Source organism: Bradyrhizobium centrolobii, from assembly GCF_001641635.1.
GTDB lineage: Bacteria > Pseudomonadota > Alphaproteobacteria > Rhizobiales > Xanthobacteraceae > Bradyrhizobium > Bradyrhizobium centrolobii.
The window spans coordinates 55,306-71,656 of record NZ_LUUB01000026.1 but is presented as its reverse complement, the minus strand read 5'-3'; the positions used below and the strand labels follow the sequence as shown (position 1 = coordinate 71,656).

Annotated in this window: 11 protein-coding genes; 6 read left to right on the top strand and 5 right to left on the bottom strand. The window is 60.7% G+C overall.

Annotation, left to right across the window (positions count from 1 at the left end; translation table 11 throughout):
* Window positions 1-35: 35 nt before the first annotated feature.
* The gene (gene tssH, locus AYJ54_RS04570; RefSeq protein WP_063696859.1) at window positions 36-2,675 is read left to right on the top strand and encodes a type VI secretion system ATPase TssH; all 2,640 of its coding nucleotides are present in this window, start codon (window positions 36-38) and stop codon (window positions 2,673-2,675) included.
* 5 nt (window positions 2,676-2,680) lie between these two features.
* Window positions 2,681-4,267, top strand: coding sequence for a class I SAM-dependent methyltransferase (locus tag AYJ54_RS04565; protein ID WP_063696979.1), 1,587 nt, complete (start codon window positions 2,681-2,683; stop codon window positions 4,265-4,267).
* 91 nt (window positions 4,268-4,358) lie between these two features.
* Here the strand turns inward: AYJ54_RS04565 and AYJ54_RS04560 are convergent, their stop codons facing one another.
* Complete coding sequence (locus AYJ54_RS04560) at window positions 4,359-4,988, bottom strand: hypothetical protein (protein WP_063696977.1); 630 nt, start codon at window positions 4,986-4,988, stop codon at window positions 4,359-4,361.
* Window positions 4,989-5,201: 213 nt separating this feature from the next.
* On the opposite strand from AYJ54_RS04560, the gene AYJ54_RS51960 reads away from it, so the two are divergent.
* The 3 genes from AYJ54_RS51960 to AYJ54_RS04550 all read left to right on the top strand — a co-directional run bounded on the left by AYJ54_RS51960 (window position 5,202) and on the right by AYJ54_RS04550 (window position 7,226).
* Entirely contained in the window at window positions 5,202-5,516 is a 315-nt protein-coding gene (locus AYJ54_RS51960) for a hypothetical protein (RefSeq protein ID WP_245328887.1), read from the top strand.
* A 15-nt stretch (window positions 5,517-5,531) separates the two neighbouring features.
* Window positions 5,532-6,080, top strand: a complete 549-nt coding sequence (locus tag AYJ54_RS51955; protein ID WP_245328886.1) for a hypothetical protein — start codon at window positions 5,532-5,534, stop codon at window positions 6,078-6,080.
* Window positions 6,081-6,323: 243 nt separating this feature from the next.
* Window positions 6,324-7,226: a polyphosphate kinase 2 family protein gene (locus tag AYJ54_RS04550; RefSeq protein ID WP_063696857.1), complete on the top strand. Its 903-nt coding sequence runs from the start codon at window positions 6,324-6,326 to the stop codon at window positions 7,224-7,226.
* A 160-nt stretch (window positions 7,227-7,386) separates the two neighbouring features.
* On the opposite strand, the gene AYJ54_RS04545 is transcribed toward AYJ54_RS04550, so the two are convergent.
* From AYJ54_RS04545 to AYJ54_RS04535, 3 genes are all read right to left on the bottom strand, one after another.
* Entirely contained in the window at window positions 7,387-10,491 is a 3,105-nt protein-coding gene (locus tag AYJ54_RS04545) for a DEAD/DEAH box helicase (RefSeq protein WP_063696855.1), read from the bottom strand.
* A gap of 475 nt (window positions 10,492-10,966) precedes the next feature.
* Window positions 10,967-11,992: a glycoside hydrolase family 5 protein gene (locus AYJ54_RS04540; RefSeq protein ID WP_063696975.1), complete on the bottom strand. Its 1,026-nt coding sequence runs from the start codon at window positions 11,990-11,992 to the stop codon at window positions 10,967-10,969.
* An 11-nt stretch (window positions 11,993-12,003) separates the two neighbouring features.
* Window positions 12,004-13,299, bottom strand: coding sequence for an O-antigen ligase family protein (locus tag AYJ54_RS04535; protein ID WP_063696854.1), 1,296 nt, complete (start codon window positions 13,297-13,299; stop codon window positions 12,004-12,006).
* A gap of 352 nt (window positions 13,300-13,651) precedes the next feature.
* Here AYJ54_RS04535 and AYJ54_RS04530 point away from each other — a divergent pair, with 352 nt between their 5' ends.
* Complete coding sequence (locus AYJ54_RS04530) at window positions 13,652-14,788, top strand: GNAT family N-acetyltransferase (protein ID WP_063696852.1); 1,137 nt, start codon at window positions 13,652-13,654, stop codon at window positions 14,786-14,788.
* A 30-nt stretch (window positions 14,789-14,818) separates the two neighbouring features.
* On the opposite strand, the gene AYJ54_RS04525 is transcribed toward AYJ54_RS04530, so the two are convergent.
* On the bottom strand, window positions 14,819-16,042 hold the full coding sequence (locus AYJ54_RS04525) for an FAD-dependent oxidoreductase (RefSeq protein ID WP_063696850.1): 1,224 nt from the start codon (window positions 16,040-16,042) through the stop codon (window positions 14,819-14,821).
* Between the last annotated feature and the right edge of the window lie 309 nt (window positions 16,043-16,351).

The window sequence follows — 16,351 nt, the reverse complement described above, 5'->3', positions numbered from 1 at the left end:
GGCATCCGCGGAGGAATTGAGCAGGAGGGGCCGCCGTGACCGATATCAGCATTGAAGCTGTAACGGGCAAGCTGAACCGGGCCGGCTATGATGCCTTCATACAGGCCCTGCGCCACGCCAAGAGTGCCGGTAACCGCAACGTCGAGCTTGCGCACTGGCTGTTCCATATCCTGCAGCAGGAACGCAACGATCTCAGCCTCTCGGTGGATCACTACAAGCTCGACCGGGCGCGCTTGTTGTCGGACCTCGCCGGCGTCATCAATGGCTTTCGCAAGAACGAAACCGACATGCCGGGCGTCGCCAATTCGGTCATCGATCTCCTGGATCGGGGCTGGCACTATGCCACGCTCTTCTTCGGCGAAACCCAGATCCGCACCGGCCATCTGCTGGTGGCGGGACTGAAATCGAACGATATCCGCCGTACGCTGAACAACCTCTCGCAGGAATTCGCCAAGGTCAACGTCGACGCACTGGCCGCGGAGCGTCGCGCCGTCTGGGCCGGCTCCGACGAGGAGACCATGCGGCCGATGGACGGCTCGGGATTGGTCGGCGTCGGCACGGAGGGCGCGGACCAGGCGGGTCCCAAGGGGACGACACCGCTCGACCGGTTCTCCCAGGATCTCACCGCCAAGGCCAAGTCGGGCCAGATGGATCCGATCCTTGGTCGGGACGAAGAAATCCGTCAACTGATCGACGTGCTGATGCGCCGGCGGCAGAACAATCCAATTCTCACCGGCGAGGCCGGCGTCGGCAAGACCGCGGTGGTCGAGGGCTTCGCCCAGCGCATCGCCGCCGGCGACGTGCCGCCACCGCTGCGCAATGTAAGGCTCTGCGCGCTCGACATCGGCCTGATGCAGGCCGGCGCCTCCATGAAGGGCGAGTTCGAACAGCGCTTGCGGTCGGTGATCGACGAGGTCCAGAGCTCACCCATCCCCATCATCCTGTTCATCGATGAAGCCCACACACTGATAGGCGCCGGCGGCGCGGCCGGCACCGGTGATGCGGCCAATCTCCTGAAACCTCCCCTCGCCCGTGGCACGCTGCGTACGATCGCCGCCACCACATGGGCGGAGTATCGCCAGTATATCGAGAAGGACCCCGCGCTCACGCGACGCTTCCAGCCGATCCAGATCGATGAACCTGATGTCGAGACCTGCTGCATCATGCTGCGCGGGCTTCTCGGTCCCATGGAAAAGCACCACGGTGTCCGCATCTCGGATGCTGCGATCGTTGCAGCAGTCAACCTGTCGCACCGCTACATTCCTTCACGACAGCTGCCGGACAAGGCAGTCAGCCTGCTTGACACTGCCTCGGCACGCGTGGCCATCAGCCAGAGCGCGACGCCGGCCCTGATCGAGGACGCGCGCGTTGCGATTACCGCTCGTGAGACTGAGAGATCGGCGCTCGTCAGCGACGGCGATCTGGGGATCGAGGACAGCGAGCGCATTGTCGCGATCGACGGCGACATCGCAGCGCTCAAGGACAAGCTGGCGAGCCTTGAGGCCGATTGGGCCGCGGAGCAGGCGCTCGTCAAGGACATCCGCAGCATTCGTGAGATCCTGTCCGAGCCCAAACAAGGCGAGGATCCGGCTGCCAAGCGCGCGGAGCTGCGCGGCAAGTTCGAGACGCTGGAGAGCATCAATCCGGAAAAGCGGATGGTCTATGCCCATGTGGACCAGCAGTCGGTGGCGTCCGTCGTGTCTGACTGGACCGGCATCCCGGTCGGCCGGATGATGCGGGACGAGATCGAAACCGTGCTGAAGCTGCCGGAGATTCTCAACCGCCGCGTCGTCGGCCAGTCTCACGGGTTGACGATGATCGCCAAGCGAATTGAAACTAGCCGCGCCAAGCTGGACAATCCGTCAAAGCCGATTGGCGTGTTCATGCTGGCCGGCCCGTCCGGGGTTGGCAAAACAGAAACCGCCCTGGCGCTTGCCGAGACCCTCTACGGCGGCGAGCAGAACATGATCACGATCAACATGTCGGAGTTCCAGGAAGCACACACCGTTTCGACCTTGAAGGGCGCACCTCCCGGCTATGTCGGCTATGGCGAAGGTGGTCGCCTCACCGAGGCGGTCCGGCGCAAGCCCTACAGCGTCATCCTGCTCGACGAGGTGGAGAAGGCCCATCCCGACGTCCACGAGATCTTCTTCCAGGTCTTCGACAAGGGAATCATGGAGGACGGCAACGGGCGGCGGATCGACTTCAAGAACACCTTGATCATTCTGACCACCAACGTCGGCACCGACCTGATCATGGGCCTGTCGCGCGATCCAAAGTATCGCAACGAGCCGGAAGAGCTCGCCAAGATGCTGAGGCCGGAATTGCTGAAGGTGTTTCCGGCGGCGCTGCTCGGACGTATCGTCTCGATTCCGTACTTCCCGCTGTCGGACGAGATGCTCGCCGGGATCGTCCGGTTGCAGCTCGACCGGATCGGACGGCGACTCCGCGACAATCACAACGCGGCCTTCAGCTACGACGATGCGGTCGTGGAGCACATCGTTTCGCGTTGCAACGATCCGGATTCCGGCGGGCGCATGATTGACAACATCATCACCAACACCCTGCTGCCGGAGCTGTCGCGCGAATTCCTCGGAAAATCGCTTGCCAAGGAGGAAGTGAAGCAAGCGCGCGTCTCGATCGAGAACGACAAGTTCGCATACTCGTGGAGCTGAGGACGATGAACATTCAGACCGAGCATCGCCACCCGACAACCGGCCCCACACCGTACGACGAGGTCTACTATCCCGGCCACGTCTACGGGCTCACTCACCCGAACCATCTCGCAACCATTGCTGCCGTTTACGGCATGCAATCGGCGCCGGTCGAGCGCTGCCGGGTGCTGGAGCTCGGTTGCGGCGTTGGCGGCAACCTATTGCCGATGGCCTTTCAATATCCGGACAGCGAATTCATCGGCGTCGACCTGAGCGGCGTGACGATCGAGCGCGGCCAGCGAAATATCGCCACATTGGGCCTGAGCAACATCAGGCTCCTGCATTGCGACATCATGAACGTCGACGCAAGTTTCGGGCATTTCGACTACATCATCGCACACGGCGTGTATTCATGGGTACCACCGGCGGTGCGCGAGAAGATGATGACGATCTTCAAGCAGAACCTTGCGCCGCGCGGGGTCTGCTACGTCAGCTACAACGCGCACCCGTTCTCGCATCTTCGCGACATGGTCCGCGACATGATGCGGTATCACACCCGCCGCCTCACCAGCATGAAGGAGAAGGTGGGACAGGCCCGCGCGATCCTGAAATTCCTGAGCGACGGCTCGAAGGCCAACTCGGTGCACGGTGCGGTCATGCGCGACCAGTGCAACCGCGTTCTCAAGGCTCCCGACGAGCTGTTGTTTCACGACGATCTCGACGAAGGCGCCGAGGCCTTCCTGCTGCATGAGGTCGCCGAGGACGCAGGCCGCCATGGCCTGCAATATCTGAGCGACGCTGATTTCTCACGACGCTATCTCGCCGGCTATTCCGAGGAGGTCCGCGCGACGCTGCAACGCTTCCCGGAGAGCGAATTCATGGCGCGCGATCAGTATCAGGACTTTATCGACGGTAATGGCTTTCGGCGTACCTTGCTCTGCCACGACAGCATTTCGCTCTCCCGCCAGATCGACCTCGATTTCGTCACCCGGTTCCATTTGCTGAGCACCACCAGCCCGGTTCATCCCGACGCCTGCGTGACCGACGATTCCGCGATGGAATTCGAGAACCAGGACGGCAGCCGGGTCACCGTGACCAATCCGCTTCTGAAGGCTGCGCACCTGTGTCTTGGCCGGGCCTGGCCGCGTGCTTTGTCCTTTGACGAACTGCTCGATGGCGCCCGCGCATTGCTCGGCGGCCGGCGGGCAGATGATGACCAAAAAGTGCTGACGGAGGCGATGTTCATCCTGGCTTGCAGCGGCGAGGTCTCGTTCCTCCTATCGCGCCCCTTCCTCTTGAAGGAAGCTACCGACCGTCCGCAGGCGAGCCTGCTCGCGCGAAGACAGGCGCAAACAGGTCCGTTGGTCACCAACCTCCTCCACCAAACAGTGCAGTTGGAGGACGATCGGACCCGGGATTTCCTGCAGTTGCTCGACGGCACCCGGACCATCGACCAGATCATTGCCGAGATGACCGAACGATTCGGCCCGACCATCCGGATAGACCAGAAGGGTAGCTCCGGGCAGCCTGCCGAGCCGTTGCAGCTGTCAACGCGAGAAAGCGTTCAACGATCGCTTGCGATGGTCGGCAAGCTGGGCTTGCTGGTCGCCTGACGCATTCAACGGCGTCGAGCTCGGCAAGGAGGTGGCGGCAGGGAGCCGGAAGGTCCTGCCATTTCGTAGAACGGATGCGGCACCCCGCCACTCAGCCATCATGGGTGTATTGCTGGCCGAGGAGCCATCCAGTGAGAATGCCGGCGGGTCCGCTGGTATAGACCGGATCAAGGCCCACACCGGCGCGCAGCAACCGCCATTCATGCTCGCCGACCCAGGGAATTCCGGGATCACCTTTCTGATATTGCGACAGCAGCGTTCGGGCGACCTCTGCGGCATTGGCGTAGATCGGTCCATTAGCCCAACGAGGTCGCGGTAGCCCTGTCATGCGGCAATAGAGCGCGGTGCAGACATAGGCGGACGCCTCTTCCGCATTCGCATCAAGGCCGGTGCGCAACAGATCGTAGGCCGCATGCAGGGCCTCATGGACGATGTAGGCCTCGTCCAGCCGCCCCGTCGCCGACACCACTTCGAGCGTGTTCGCCGCGACGGCTGTACCGTCCGCTCGGGTTCGCGCGACATCGTTATATTGCGCGGCAACGCCTGCCGCGAGATCGGTCGGAACCCTGACGGTGACCTGTCCCAGCCGGATCGCGCGTGCGACGTGATGGAAGGTTTGTGGCGCAATCGTCACGTGGCTGCCGCGGATGGGAAACCGGAAGCGAATGCGTGCGACCGCCGGGCCGTTGAGCACGTCTAGTACCCTGCTCCGCAGTGACATCGGATCGTCCTCGCTGTTGACACCGCCCCACGGATGATGGTCGGCGTTTCCAGTTGGGAGGTTCAAACAATCCTTGCGCTGGCACGACGGGAACTCGACCTTCACCGGAAATGACCTAAGCACGGCCGGCAGCTTCATTGAGCGAGCCGGCATTGAACCCGGACCGGTCCGGGCTAGACCAATCAAAGAGTAGTCTTGACTCGGAGGGCGGCCGTGACAACCACCAACCCGACGACGACCGATACTTACCGGAAGATCGCGGCGCGGCTAACCATGTTTCGGCCGCAGATCGATCTGACGCAGTATTTCGCGGGGCCCAACCCGGATGTGCGCCTTTACGACGAAAAGCCCTACATCCGGCAGCAACTCGAGAAGTACGGCGTCGCTGCCGCGACGAACACGCTCGACGGCGTCACCTTCCTGCCGAAGCACTGGGAAGACCTGATCAAGAAGTTACGCATTGCCAAGACGGCGGACGGATTCGACGCCTTCGCCGAAGGGCAAAGCCCCGAGAAACCGTCGCATTGAGCCCTCGATCTGTCGATGGCCGCGACGATCGGCAAGGGGTTTCGGGAGATCTGGCGCCCAAAGCTGTCCGACAGGCCCCTCTCAACGCGAGACCTCCCGGGTCGGCACGGCTTCGGGCTTGGGCGCGACCGCGGACAGTGGAGCGACTCCTACAGTTCGCAATTCGGCAAGGACCCGCAGCCGCAAGATATCACCTCGCTGCATTTCGCTGTAGCACCCGATCGGGTGAACGTTCACATCGATGAAACGGGGTTCGTGTTCGAGGGCGTGGACGGTGCGCTCACGGTCGGGCCGAACTTCGCGCACCACGCCGGCAATGAACTGTTCTGGAAGAGCAACTCGCATGTGCCGCGTTGGGCGGCCGAGCACATCGACCTGATCTTGCCGAACAGCGCGAACGACTTTTCGCGCCTCGGCATTTCGGTTGACATGTACCAGCGCAAGGACTTGCGCGTCACGGTCACCGGCTCCTGTGGATTTTTCGGCGGGTTCGAGTGCTCGGGAACGGTGAGCATCAGTGGGACGCACGATCTGTTCGGTTCGAAGCCGAAGGGCGCGCGCTGAAATAGATCTGGATTTCTTAAATTTCCGACAGTTAGCGGCAAGCCGAAGACAGGCTGAGCGTCGGTCCTCGCGCGAATGTCTTGCGCTGCGAATGACCTCGACTGCGCGGCAACCGGGGGGCGTGCTGCACAGAGCACCATTGCCATGGTAGTATGGCTCAAGTGCGTCAGGAAGCCTCAACCGAGGACAACTCTCGTTAAGAAAACAGCGAGAGTGTCTCTTCAAAAAATTGGAGGGTGCTCGATGCCGAGAAAAGAGATTCTCGACCAGATCCAGAAGTACATCCACCCATTTCGAGTGACCAACGGTGCGGGCTTCCAGCTGAAGGATTTCGACCCTGGAGATACGCGCGGTCTGAAGATGGAAAAAGGCGAAGCCGCCGAACTCCTTCAGCGCGGCACGCAGTGGCTCGCAGAAGAACAGGACATGCTTTATGCCCAGGATCGCTGGTCGCTGCTGCTTGTCTTCCAGGCCATGGATGCGGCCGGCAAAGACAGCACGATCAAACACGTCATGTCAGGGGTGAATCCGCAAGGCTGCCAGGTCTTTTCGTTCAAGCAGCCTTCACGAGAGGATCTCGCCCATGACTTCCTCTGGCGCTATGCCATGCGCCTGCCGGAGCGCGGCCAGATCGGAATATTCAATCGCTCCTACTACGAAGAGGTCCTGATTGTGCGCGTCCACGAAGATATCTTGCAACGGCAGAGGCTTCCGTCGGCGTTCATGGGCAAGCGCATTTGGGACGAACGGCTCGCCGATATCGCGCACTTCGAGGACTACCTTACGCGGCAGGGCGTGGTCATTCTTAAATTCTTCCTGCATGTGTCACGCGAAGAGCAGAAGAGCCGCTTCATGAAGCGTCTCGACAAGCCGGAGAAGAACTGGAAGTTCTCTGCCTCGGATGTCCGCGAGCGCAAGTACTGGAACGATTATATGCGCTCGTTCGAGCAAGCGATCGGGGCTACAGCATCGCAGCACGCGCCGTGGTACGTGGTTCCGGCTGACAACAAATGGTTCACCAGACTTGTCGTCGCAGCGGCGATCGTGGAGGCGGTGGAGCAACTCGACCTGGCATATCCGAAGGTGAGCGCAGAGCAGAAGAAGGAGCTGGCGGCCGCGCGTGCGGAGCTTGTGCGCGAAGCTTAACTCTGTGGTTCGCACGATCGATAGTCAGCGTGACCACCATCATGGACCAAATTTGAACCGGCAACGGCAATGAGCGAAATGAAGAAAGGTTGGGCCGGCTCGCGCCAAATTCGTCGCTCCTCGCTGGGTCACGTTTTGGTATCCCAAGCCGACACTGCGATCACTCATCCAGGACGTCGAGGAACACCTCGACCTTTCTAAGCGGCCCCTCGGGCCCCTTGTCGATATGGACGACCCGATCGCCGTCGCGCTGCAACGATCGCGCCTTGGACTTTCGCAGTCGTCCTGGAAGGAAGGTCGCGGCGACCGCCTCCCGCCCGACATCCAGTCTGATGATCCCTCTTCGCCTGCAATCGATCCTGAGCTTTGCGGCCGCGAAGAAATCCAGCGCTGCCGGCGGCAATTGTCCGAAGCGACGCAGAGTTTCGTCCTCCAGGTCGTCCAGTTCGTCTTCGCTTCTGCACCGGGAGGCGCGGGCATAGATCTCCAGCCGAACCGCCTCCGATTGCACGTAATTTGCCGGCAACATGTCGGCGATCGGCAGATTCAGGTCGGGTACCCACAGGTCGGCCGTTCTGTCGTCGGCTTTCTCCGAGGCCCGTTTCAGAAGGTGGCTGTAGAGCACGGGCCCGAAGACCTGCACATGGCCCGACTGCCGCTCCGAGAGCAGGTCCCCCGCCCCTCTGAGGTCCAGGTCCCGTGCGCTGATCGCAAAACCCGCGCCAGGCCTGCTGAACTCCTCGAGAACCGCGAGCCGCTTCTCGGATCGCGCCGCGTCCGACTCGGTCAGTAAATACGCAAACGCGCGTATCCCGCCGCGCCCCACCCTTCCCCTGAGTTGATGAAGTTGCGCGAGACCGAATCGTTCGGGCCAGCACACCACGATGGTATTTGCGCGGGGGATATCCAGACCGCTCTCCACGATGTTGGTGGCAAGCAGGACGTCCGCCTCGCCTTCGACGAAGCTCATCATCCGGTCGTCCATTTCGTCCGCACTCAACTTGCCATGGAGACAGACAATGCGGAGATCCGGGGCCATCGATTGCACGCATGCCAGCATCGGATCGAGATCCTGAATACGCGGACAGATCAGGAAGCCCTGTCCATGGCGCCTTTGTTCGCGCAACAATGCCGCGGCAATGGCAGCGTCGGACAGCGGAGCAATCCTCGTGGCGACCGGAAGCCGGTGAGCCGGTGGAGAGGCAATGACGCTGATATCCCTGAAGCCCGCAAGGCCTGCCGCGAGAGTCCGCGGGATGGGCGTGGCGCTCATCCAAAGGGTATGGATACCCTTGGCCAGCCCTGAAAGCTTTGCCTTCTCCGCCGCGCCAAAATGCTGTTCCTCGTCGATGATGACCAAGCCGAGATCGCGGAACCTCGCGTCCTTCGAGGCGAGAGCCTGGGTCCCGACCACGACTTTCAATCTTCCGCTCTTCAGCCCCTCTTTTGTCTCCCTGACCTCCGAGCCTGATGTCGCTCGCGACAAGCTTCCTACTTCGATGCCGAACGGAGCAAACCGTTTGCGGAAAGTCGCGACATGCTGCCGAGCCAGAACCGTCGTCGGCACCGCGATCGCCACCTGCTTTCCCGACAGCGCGACGGCGGCCGCCGCGCGCAAAGCCACCTCGGTCTTGCCGAATCCGACGTCGCCGCAAACGACCCGATCCATGGGGTGACCGGAGGCAAGATCATCCAGGACGTCCCGAATGGCCTTCGCCTGGTCGACCGTCGTGAAAAACGGAAAGCGTGCGACGAACCTCTCATAGAGAGGGCCCGGAGGGACAAGCTTCGGAGCCCGCCGGCGGCGACGCTGGCTGATATGTTTGGAGAGTTGCCTGCCCGCGATCTGAATTTTGTGTTCCGCCTCCGTGCGCCGGGCCCACCATGTACTTCCATCCGCTTTATCCAGCGTCAGTTCACCGAGCTCCGAGGCGTATGGCCAGATCAATGCCAGGTCGGCGGGCGGAACCAGGACGGCATTGTCTCCTGCAAATACGAGCCTGACCATTTCTCGCGACGACCCGCCTCCCGTTGCCACGGTCTGCAACCCATCGAGCAAGGCTAGTCCCCGCTGCAGATGAATGACCACCGCACCCTGCTCCGGCACATCTGCGTGGTCGAAAGCCGCGCTCCAGACTTTGGCCAGAGGCTGCGGATGATGAGCCCTGCTGCCGAGTACGTCGGACGCCGTGACGACGACGAGAGGCTTCCGGTCCGGCACGACAAAGCCCGCATCGAAGTCGGCCAGAAGTGCCGCTTCATGATTACGTCCGGCCGTAGCCTCACTCCAATCGGCAAAGCGATCCGCCTTGACCCCGCTCATCCGCTCCATCACGCGCAGATCGTCCTCCTGCGCCGCAACAAACATCAGGCGCGAACCGGCGCGTCTCGTCTCGTCGACGAATGCACGTAGCGCCTTTCTCGGCGATGCCACCTTCGAAAACTCCGGAGTGGCGCGGAACGGAGCCCGTTGGGGCAAAACGTCCATACGTTTGGTCGCCTGCTTCCATTCGCGCCCGCCAAGGTATTCGCGTTCCCTGTCCGTGCGACCAGCCGCCTCCTCGATCGTGCTCAACCAGCTATCGGCGTGTGCTGGAGCGCCTGCATCCGCGAGCCACTTGGCCCGACCACAATACTCGAACAGGGTCGCGCGTTTTCCGCGCCTGGTCCCGAGAGCCAACCGCTCCGACATCGGGTCGATGAGAAGCTCTTTGGTCTCAAAAACGATGTGATGCTCTATCGGGTCGAATGCCACGATCCTAACGATCACCCCGCTGGAATGCTCTACCCGGAAAGGACCGAGCGCTCCGGCGGGAAAAATCTCAAATGTCTGACCGTGAAACAGCGCACCACCGGGATAGTCGGCATCATCGTCGAGCTCGTATCCGAGAGCCTCAAGCCGCGCCCCGAGATCTTCGGCGGAAAATCTGGCGCCCACCTTCAGGCGGAGGCTAAGCCGAGACCAGCTCGCCGGCGTCGGCAGTCGCTCCATCACGGCCTCTGCCGTGGACACGAGCAGGATCGGCTTCTCCGGCTTTGCAAGGCGCCTCAACACCGAGCTTCGTCGACCCGCGATTTCATGCGACGGCTCCAGTTGGTCGAACGGCAGCGTATTCAGCCTCGGAAAAACGAGCACATTGCATGACGGCTCGAGGGCATGAACGACGGCCCCGATCCGCTCGGCCCTGTGTTCGTTTTCAGCGAGAAAGACAACGCCGTTGCGGCCAGACTTCCTCCACTGCGTCAGCAAATGGAGGGCCACCATGCCCAGGGGCGATGACGACGAGATCGCAGTCCGAGAAACAGGAGTCTTTCGCTTCGTCGCCTTGCTGGCAACGCGCGCTTTGCTGGAACGGCCCACGCTGAATCCGCCATTGATTCGCGACCAGCGAAAGCTGGCAAGCGAGAGTTAAATTCGATCAGGCCCGCTCGCTCGTGGGAGCTGCGCCTGGGAGAGTGTACATATTCGAATTTTGGCGCGGACGCACGTTCCCAATCGAAGCATCCCATGAAAGATCGCTTTCAGGCCAAGGCATCCCGATAGTTCCGCCAATCTGACAGGTGCGAAAGAGGGGCCGCATCCAAAGACCACCGCGCGAGGCCGATCGCCTTGCTTTGACAAACGCCTTGGTTTCGGCCTCACTCAGGCCCGCTTTGCGCAGGACTTCGAGCGAGTGCTCACCAAGGCGCGGCGGCATGCGATCGATGCCGGCTGGGCTTTTGGAGAATTTCGTTGCGCTTCAATGCGCCGACGGGATCAGGGCACGCAAGATGTCCGGATTCCAGGTTTGACGCGCACTATCGAAAGCAGCGAAATCATGGTCGAACTGCCAGTAGGCCCACGCCCAGCCCAATCGGTCGGCATTTCTCGCCACGAACGATAGGTATCTCACGCGACTGTCGGATGGAGCACGCTCATACACCCCGAACTCACCGAGATAAATGGGGCGCCTTTCTCTCTCGGCCCAAAGACTCATCTTCTTGAAATCCGCGGTAACCTTCGCCTCGTCGGCCGGAGTACCCCAATCCAGCGGCCCGATCCTCGAAAACGTTGGAGACCACGGTGCGCCTTGATGAGTGAATCGTATGGGCGCGTAATAATGAAACGTGACGACAAGGTTCCTGTCGTCGGCCGGCAAAACCAGTTCGTCTACAGGAATATCATCTGTATTGAGAACGGCGGCAATTACCGTCCGTCCGGGGTTGGTGAGGCGGATGATCCCAAGACATTCATTGAGAAGTGAATTCCAGCTGGCGGACGTCATTTGTCCCCCAGGCTCATTCAAGACCTCAAAGACAAGCGCGGGATATTTCCCGGCATAGCGCTCAGCGATCTGCCTCCAGAACGCCCTGAGCTTCTCAGCGCATCCGGAAGCGTCGCGCTGGCAAACATGGGTATCATGCTCGTCCACGATGGGGATGAGGTTTCTCGCGAGAACTTCTTCGATGACAGCATCAAGTCGCCTCAGGACAATCTCATCCAGAACATTCCCGGAATCCATATACTTGAAGCCGAAGAAATTGATTCTGACGTGCGAGAACTCAGCCCTTTTGATTGCAGTCAGATTGTCCAGACGAAATGGTGCGTTCTGCCCGCCTTCCCAGATTCCATCGTAGCCGAGAATGTTAATGCCGCGCCCCAATCTCGCCGCGTCACGGGAAGCGGTCTGCTCGCCCCCTCGGGCCTGGGAGAATAGTGCTGCAAGGAAAAATACCGTCGCCGCAAGATTGAAGCCTCTCGGCCAACGAGCACGGATGGCTGTCATCTTGCTTCCACTCATAAAGGCTGCAAATTTCTCTGCGGGACCGGCCTGCACGTCGCGAAGAAAAATGCCGCCAGAAGCACCGACGTAAACATCGTCGAACGCAGAAACATCGTCTCCGTAAAATTGGTCTGAAAGCTGAGGACGACAAATCCTATGATGAGGGCGCAGTGCGATCGATTGATCGACTGGGCGGAAATCAGATGGAGAACCTTGTTCGAGAACAGAATGACGCTCGCGGCGAAAAGCACGTAGCCCAGAAACCCCGTTTCCATCAGGATCGCGATGTAGCCGCTGTGATAGTTATCAAGCACCCAGCCGTGGTTCTGCTCGAAATAATCATAGATCGACGGAACTGTCCAAAATCCGTTGATTCCGAAGCCCAGCAGCGGCGCATCGTCGAAATGGCTTATCGCGTACTGCCAGATGAAGGTCCTCTCGGTAAAGTCGATGGTCGAGTGACCGATATGGATGGCGTCATATCCCGTCGAATAGAAATAGAGGATCAGGAAGCCGGCCAGGATGCACATGACGAATGGCAAAACCGCATAGAGTCTCATGCAGTTGACCGACCACAGCGAGGTAAGAAGCAGTGCACAGGCAGCCAGCGCAACAGCGCCGGCGCCTCGCGACTCCGACGCCATAACGCACGTTGACGCGAGCAGGAATGTAACGAGGAAGGCCGCCCATCCCTGGCCCGTCATCTTCCGATAGCAGGCAAAAAACATCAAATACGCGCCGACGAAGCCAAGTGTCTGCTTCGATTCATAGACGCCCTGCCACTGACCATTATGCATCCAGCTGTGATCTATCCCGATATCGGGCACGAAGAGCGCGCAGAAAGCCGACGCGGCGACCAATATAAAAAGCCCCAGGGCCGTCGACCTCACAATCTCGTCCACGTCGATACGCGTGATAAGACAGAATGCACCAAAGGTCGTGACGGCAAGCGCCGCGCTCTTCATGATCGCTGCGGCGCTCATGCTGGTCCACAAGACGGAGATAGCGGCGAGAGTGTAAAATGCGACCAGCGCGATCAAATCGGGGTTGAATTCCAGCCGCAGACGCGGGCGCACGAATGCACTTGCATAGATAAGAACGCTCCACATCAGGAGCGCAACGGCCTGTTGCAGAAAGGTCATCTCCGCCGGCAGCAGCGCGGTGTTGAAGGTGCCCATCGATGCAACCACATTGATGGTGATCGAACAGCTGATTGCGGCCCTGGCAATCTTCTCCACGCCAACGCTGCGCGTTTTCCAGATCGCGCTCTCGAGTGCCCCGGAATCCACCTGAGTCTGTAGGCTGGCCATGGAATGACCTTCCTTAAGCGCGGTTAAATATTTGCTATCGCGGGTTGGGCCACCCGCGTTGACCTCAGATCCGCCAAGCCCACGCGACCGCGGGATTTAAGAATTCGTTAACGACACGAAATGCGGTGCAATCCCGAACGAAGTGCCTGCCAGAGCAAGCTGCCGCCGGGTCTGGACCCCGCGTGGAAAACATCACCAGACTTGGTGCCGGTGTGTGACGATGGGCGAACTTGGCTCAATGCATTAATATAGATCGAACCCTGCCGGTGTTTGGCCCGGCCCTACCCTGCTATAGAGGCGCAGATTCGGCTCGATCAGCGTTTCCCAAGTTATCTGGTTTCTTTGGTCTCGTATGAACAAAAGTAGCGACACGTTCGATGTTGCCATCGATCACGCGTTCGACTTTCTGTCTCTGGAATACACAGAGCTGTTCGATAACTCGGCCGCGACCGCATTCCAGCATCCGCTCTGGCTGGACAGCCTTTACACCAAGCTCGCTTCCCATGCGGGGGCGAAACGGCTGGTTATCGTGGTCCGCCACCGAACAACGGGCGCGCTTGCAATGGTGCTGCCCTTGCTCAGGGTTCGGCGTGGTCCGATACGGACCGTCGAATTCGCTGACCTCCGCGTATCCGACTATTTGGCGCCGGTCTGCAGTCCGAAAGTGTTTTCCGATCTGCTCGATGACGAGAGTGCGTGCGAGGAGATTAGGCGCCTCGTCCGACCTTTCGATCTGCTCCGAATGACCAAGCTGCCGGACGGACGGCTTCCGGTCGAGAACCTCCTGGGAGCGCCCCGCCGGGCATCGATGGACACGAATGCCTACTCGACCGTTCTCGTCGCTCCGTTCGAGCAATGGCGGGCCAGTGCGTTAGATCGCTCCTATCAAAAGGAGCTCGCAAAGAAATATCGCCAACTCCGGAAGAAGGGCACGCTGAGCTTTTCATGCTGCGACGACAGCGCCTCCGTCCTCGGCACGATGGAGATGATGAGGAAATTTCGCGGCCCTCGGTTTCAGGCACAAGGCGACGGCGATCTGCTCCAGCGTCCCAAGTACTACGGCTTCTATTCTGATGTAGCGCTCCGCGGTCTCGGCTCCTTTGTCCGGCTCTATGCCATGAAGATGGACGGCAACGTGATCGCCGCCGTGCTGGGACTGTGCCATCAGGGCAGCTTCCTCATCATCATGAGCGCCTTCGACATTGCCGGGTACAAGAGCCAATCCCTCGGCGCGCTGATGTTCGAGCAGGTCGCCAAGGATTGTATCGAGCGCGGGGATCAGATGCTCGACTTCACCATTGGTGACGAGCCATACAAGAAATTGTTCGGCGGGCAGCCTTCGCCGATGTGGACGGTTACGCAAGCCGGCAGCACCGCAGGCGCCATGGCTTTGTTCGCAGTGAGGCAAGCCCCCTGGCTCAAACTGGCGGCCAAGCGGATGTCGGAGTTCAGGCTCCTGCCGACCCGCACCTCAACTCCCACGCGCTGACCGGCGGGCCGGCGTCGACGGGCGCAGCGCTCAGGCCCGCAGCGCGCTGCGGAAACGCGAGAGCCAGCCTGGCCGCATTTGATCCACTCGGTGGGTGATATTGCGCCGCAGGAAGTGTAGCCGCCGCCGCGCATCCCAGCCAATATCGTTGCGGGACGTCAGGGCCTGGCGGAAGCGCGCCATTTTCAATGACCGTTGGTCTGCCGCGACCTTGTCGCGATCGGAATAGAACTGAGATATCTTCTCTTTGCTCATGCCCTCGGTCATGAGCCACCGCGGCGCATACTCGGTGCAAAGACGCTCGACGTCCACCAGCAGCCGGCCTACGCCAGTTCCTGCGGCAGGACAGTTGGTCTGGAACGCATCGCCGATGAGCACGACGCCGGGCTGCACGTGTCCCTCGACGACGGACAGATCCATCACCCAATTCTGTACCCGGTCTGTGACGTGGAAATCGCCGAGGTAAGGGCGTAATCCCGGCAGCAGGCGCAGAAGCGTCGCTGCCATGTCGCGACGTAGCTCGCGCATGACCGGATCGGTCGGGTCGCGAAACATGAAGAGATTTGCCCGCATACCTGCAGGTACGGGAAACAGGCTGAGATAATCGACGCCGTCGGAAGTCCGCTCGCCGTAACAGGTCAGGGCCTTGAAATCGAACGGCGCGCCATCGCGGCGGGCGATCGTGAAGCCGAACGAGACCGAGTGGCGCTCGGCCAGCACGCGCCGCCTGATTCCCAGCTTGTATCCGAGAGCTCCCGCCATGCCCGTAGCCAGAACGACAAGGCGCGCGTTCAGCCGCCTTCCGGAGGCGAGGTCGAGATATTGAACGTCATCGCTGCAGCTTACCGCGATGACCTCGTCGACAATCAGACTCGATGGATCGGGTATCTGACCGCGCGCCATGGCAACGAGATTGGCATAGGGAAATCCGTAAGCCTGACCGACGCTGACATCGACCACCTTGCCGTCCCTGATATTGAGCACACGATCAAACGAACAAGCGACGCTCTCGAGACCCCGGATGAAGCCCAGCCTGCGGAACATGTCCAGCTGCTGGCCACCGATCTTTTCGACCCGGAACTCATCCGGATGGACCGCGCGTTTGTCGATCAGGGCGACGCGATGCCCTGCCCGTGCAAGGACAGCCGCCGCGAGTGATCCCGCAAGGCCTCCGCCAACGATAGCGATGTCCGCAACGATCGTCGCAGTCCCGGCTGCCGCGATCGGCTCGGTCACGCTTTTGTTCGTCGTCATGGTCCAGGCTCCCACGGTTAATGGTGGTTGCACGTGCAATTCTCTCGCCTGATGTCGCATCGCAGGAGCAAACGCGATCATTTCCGGAGATTGAGGTTAATGGGTTGCGGCCTGCCCAGGCCCGACGATGTCCGGCACGCGCCTTGCTCGGGATGCGCTGAAACCGGGTCTCCGGTAGCCCGGCGGTGGCCGTGGGTCAGCTGATATCGGCTTTCTTCGAGCGTCTACGCGGTGCTACGCCGCCATTCGGTAAAGCCGGCCTTTGCTCGATCTGACACAACCGGGACTATCGTGTTCCACAGTGGAGCA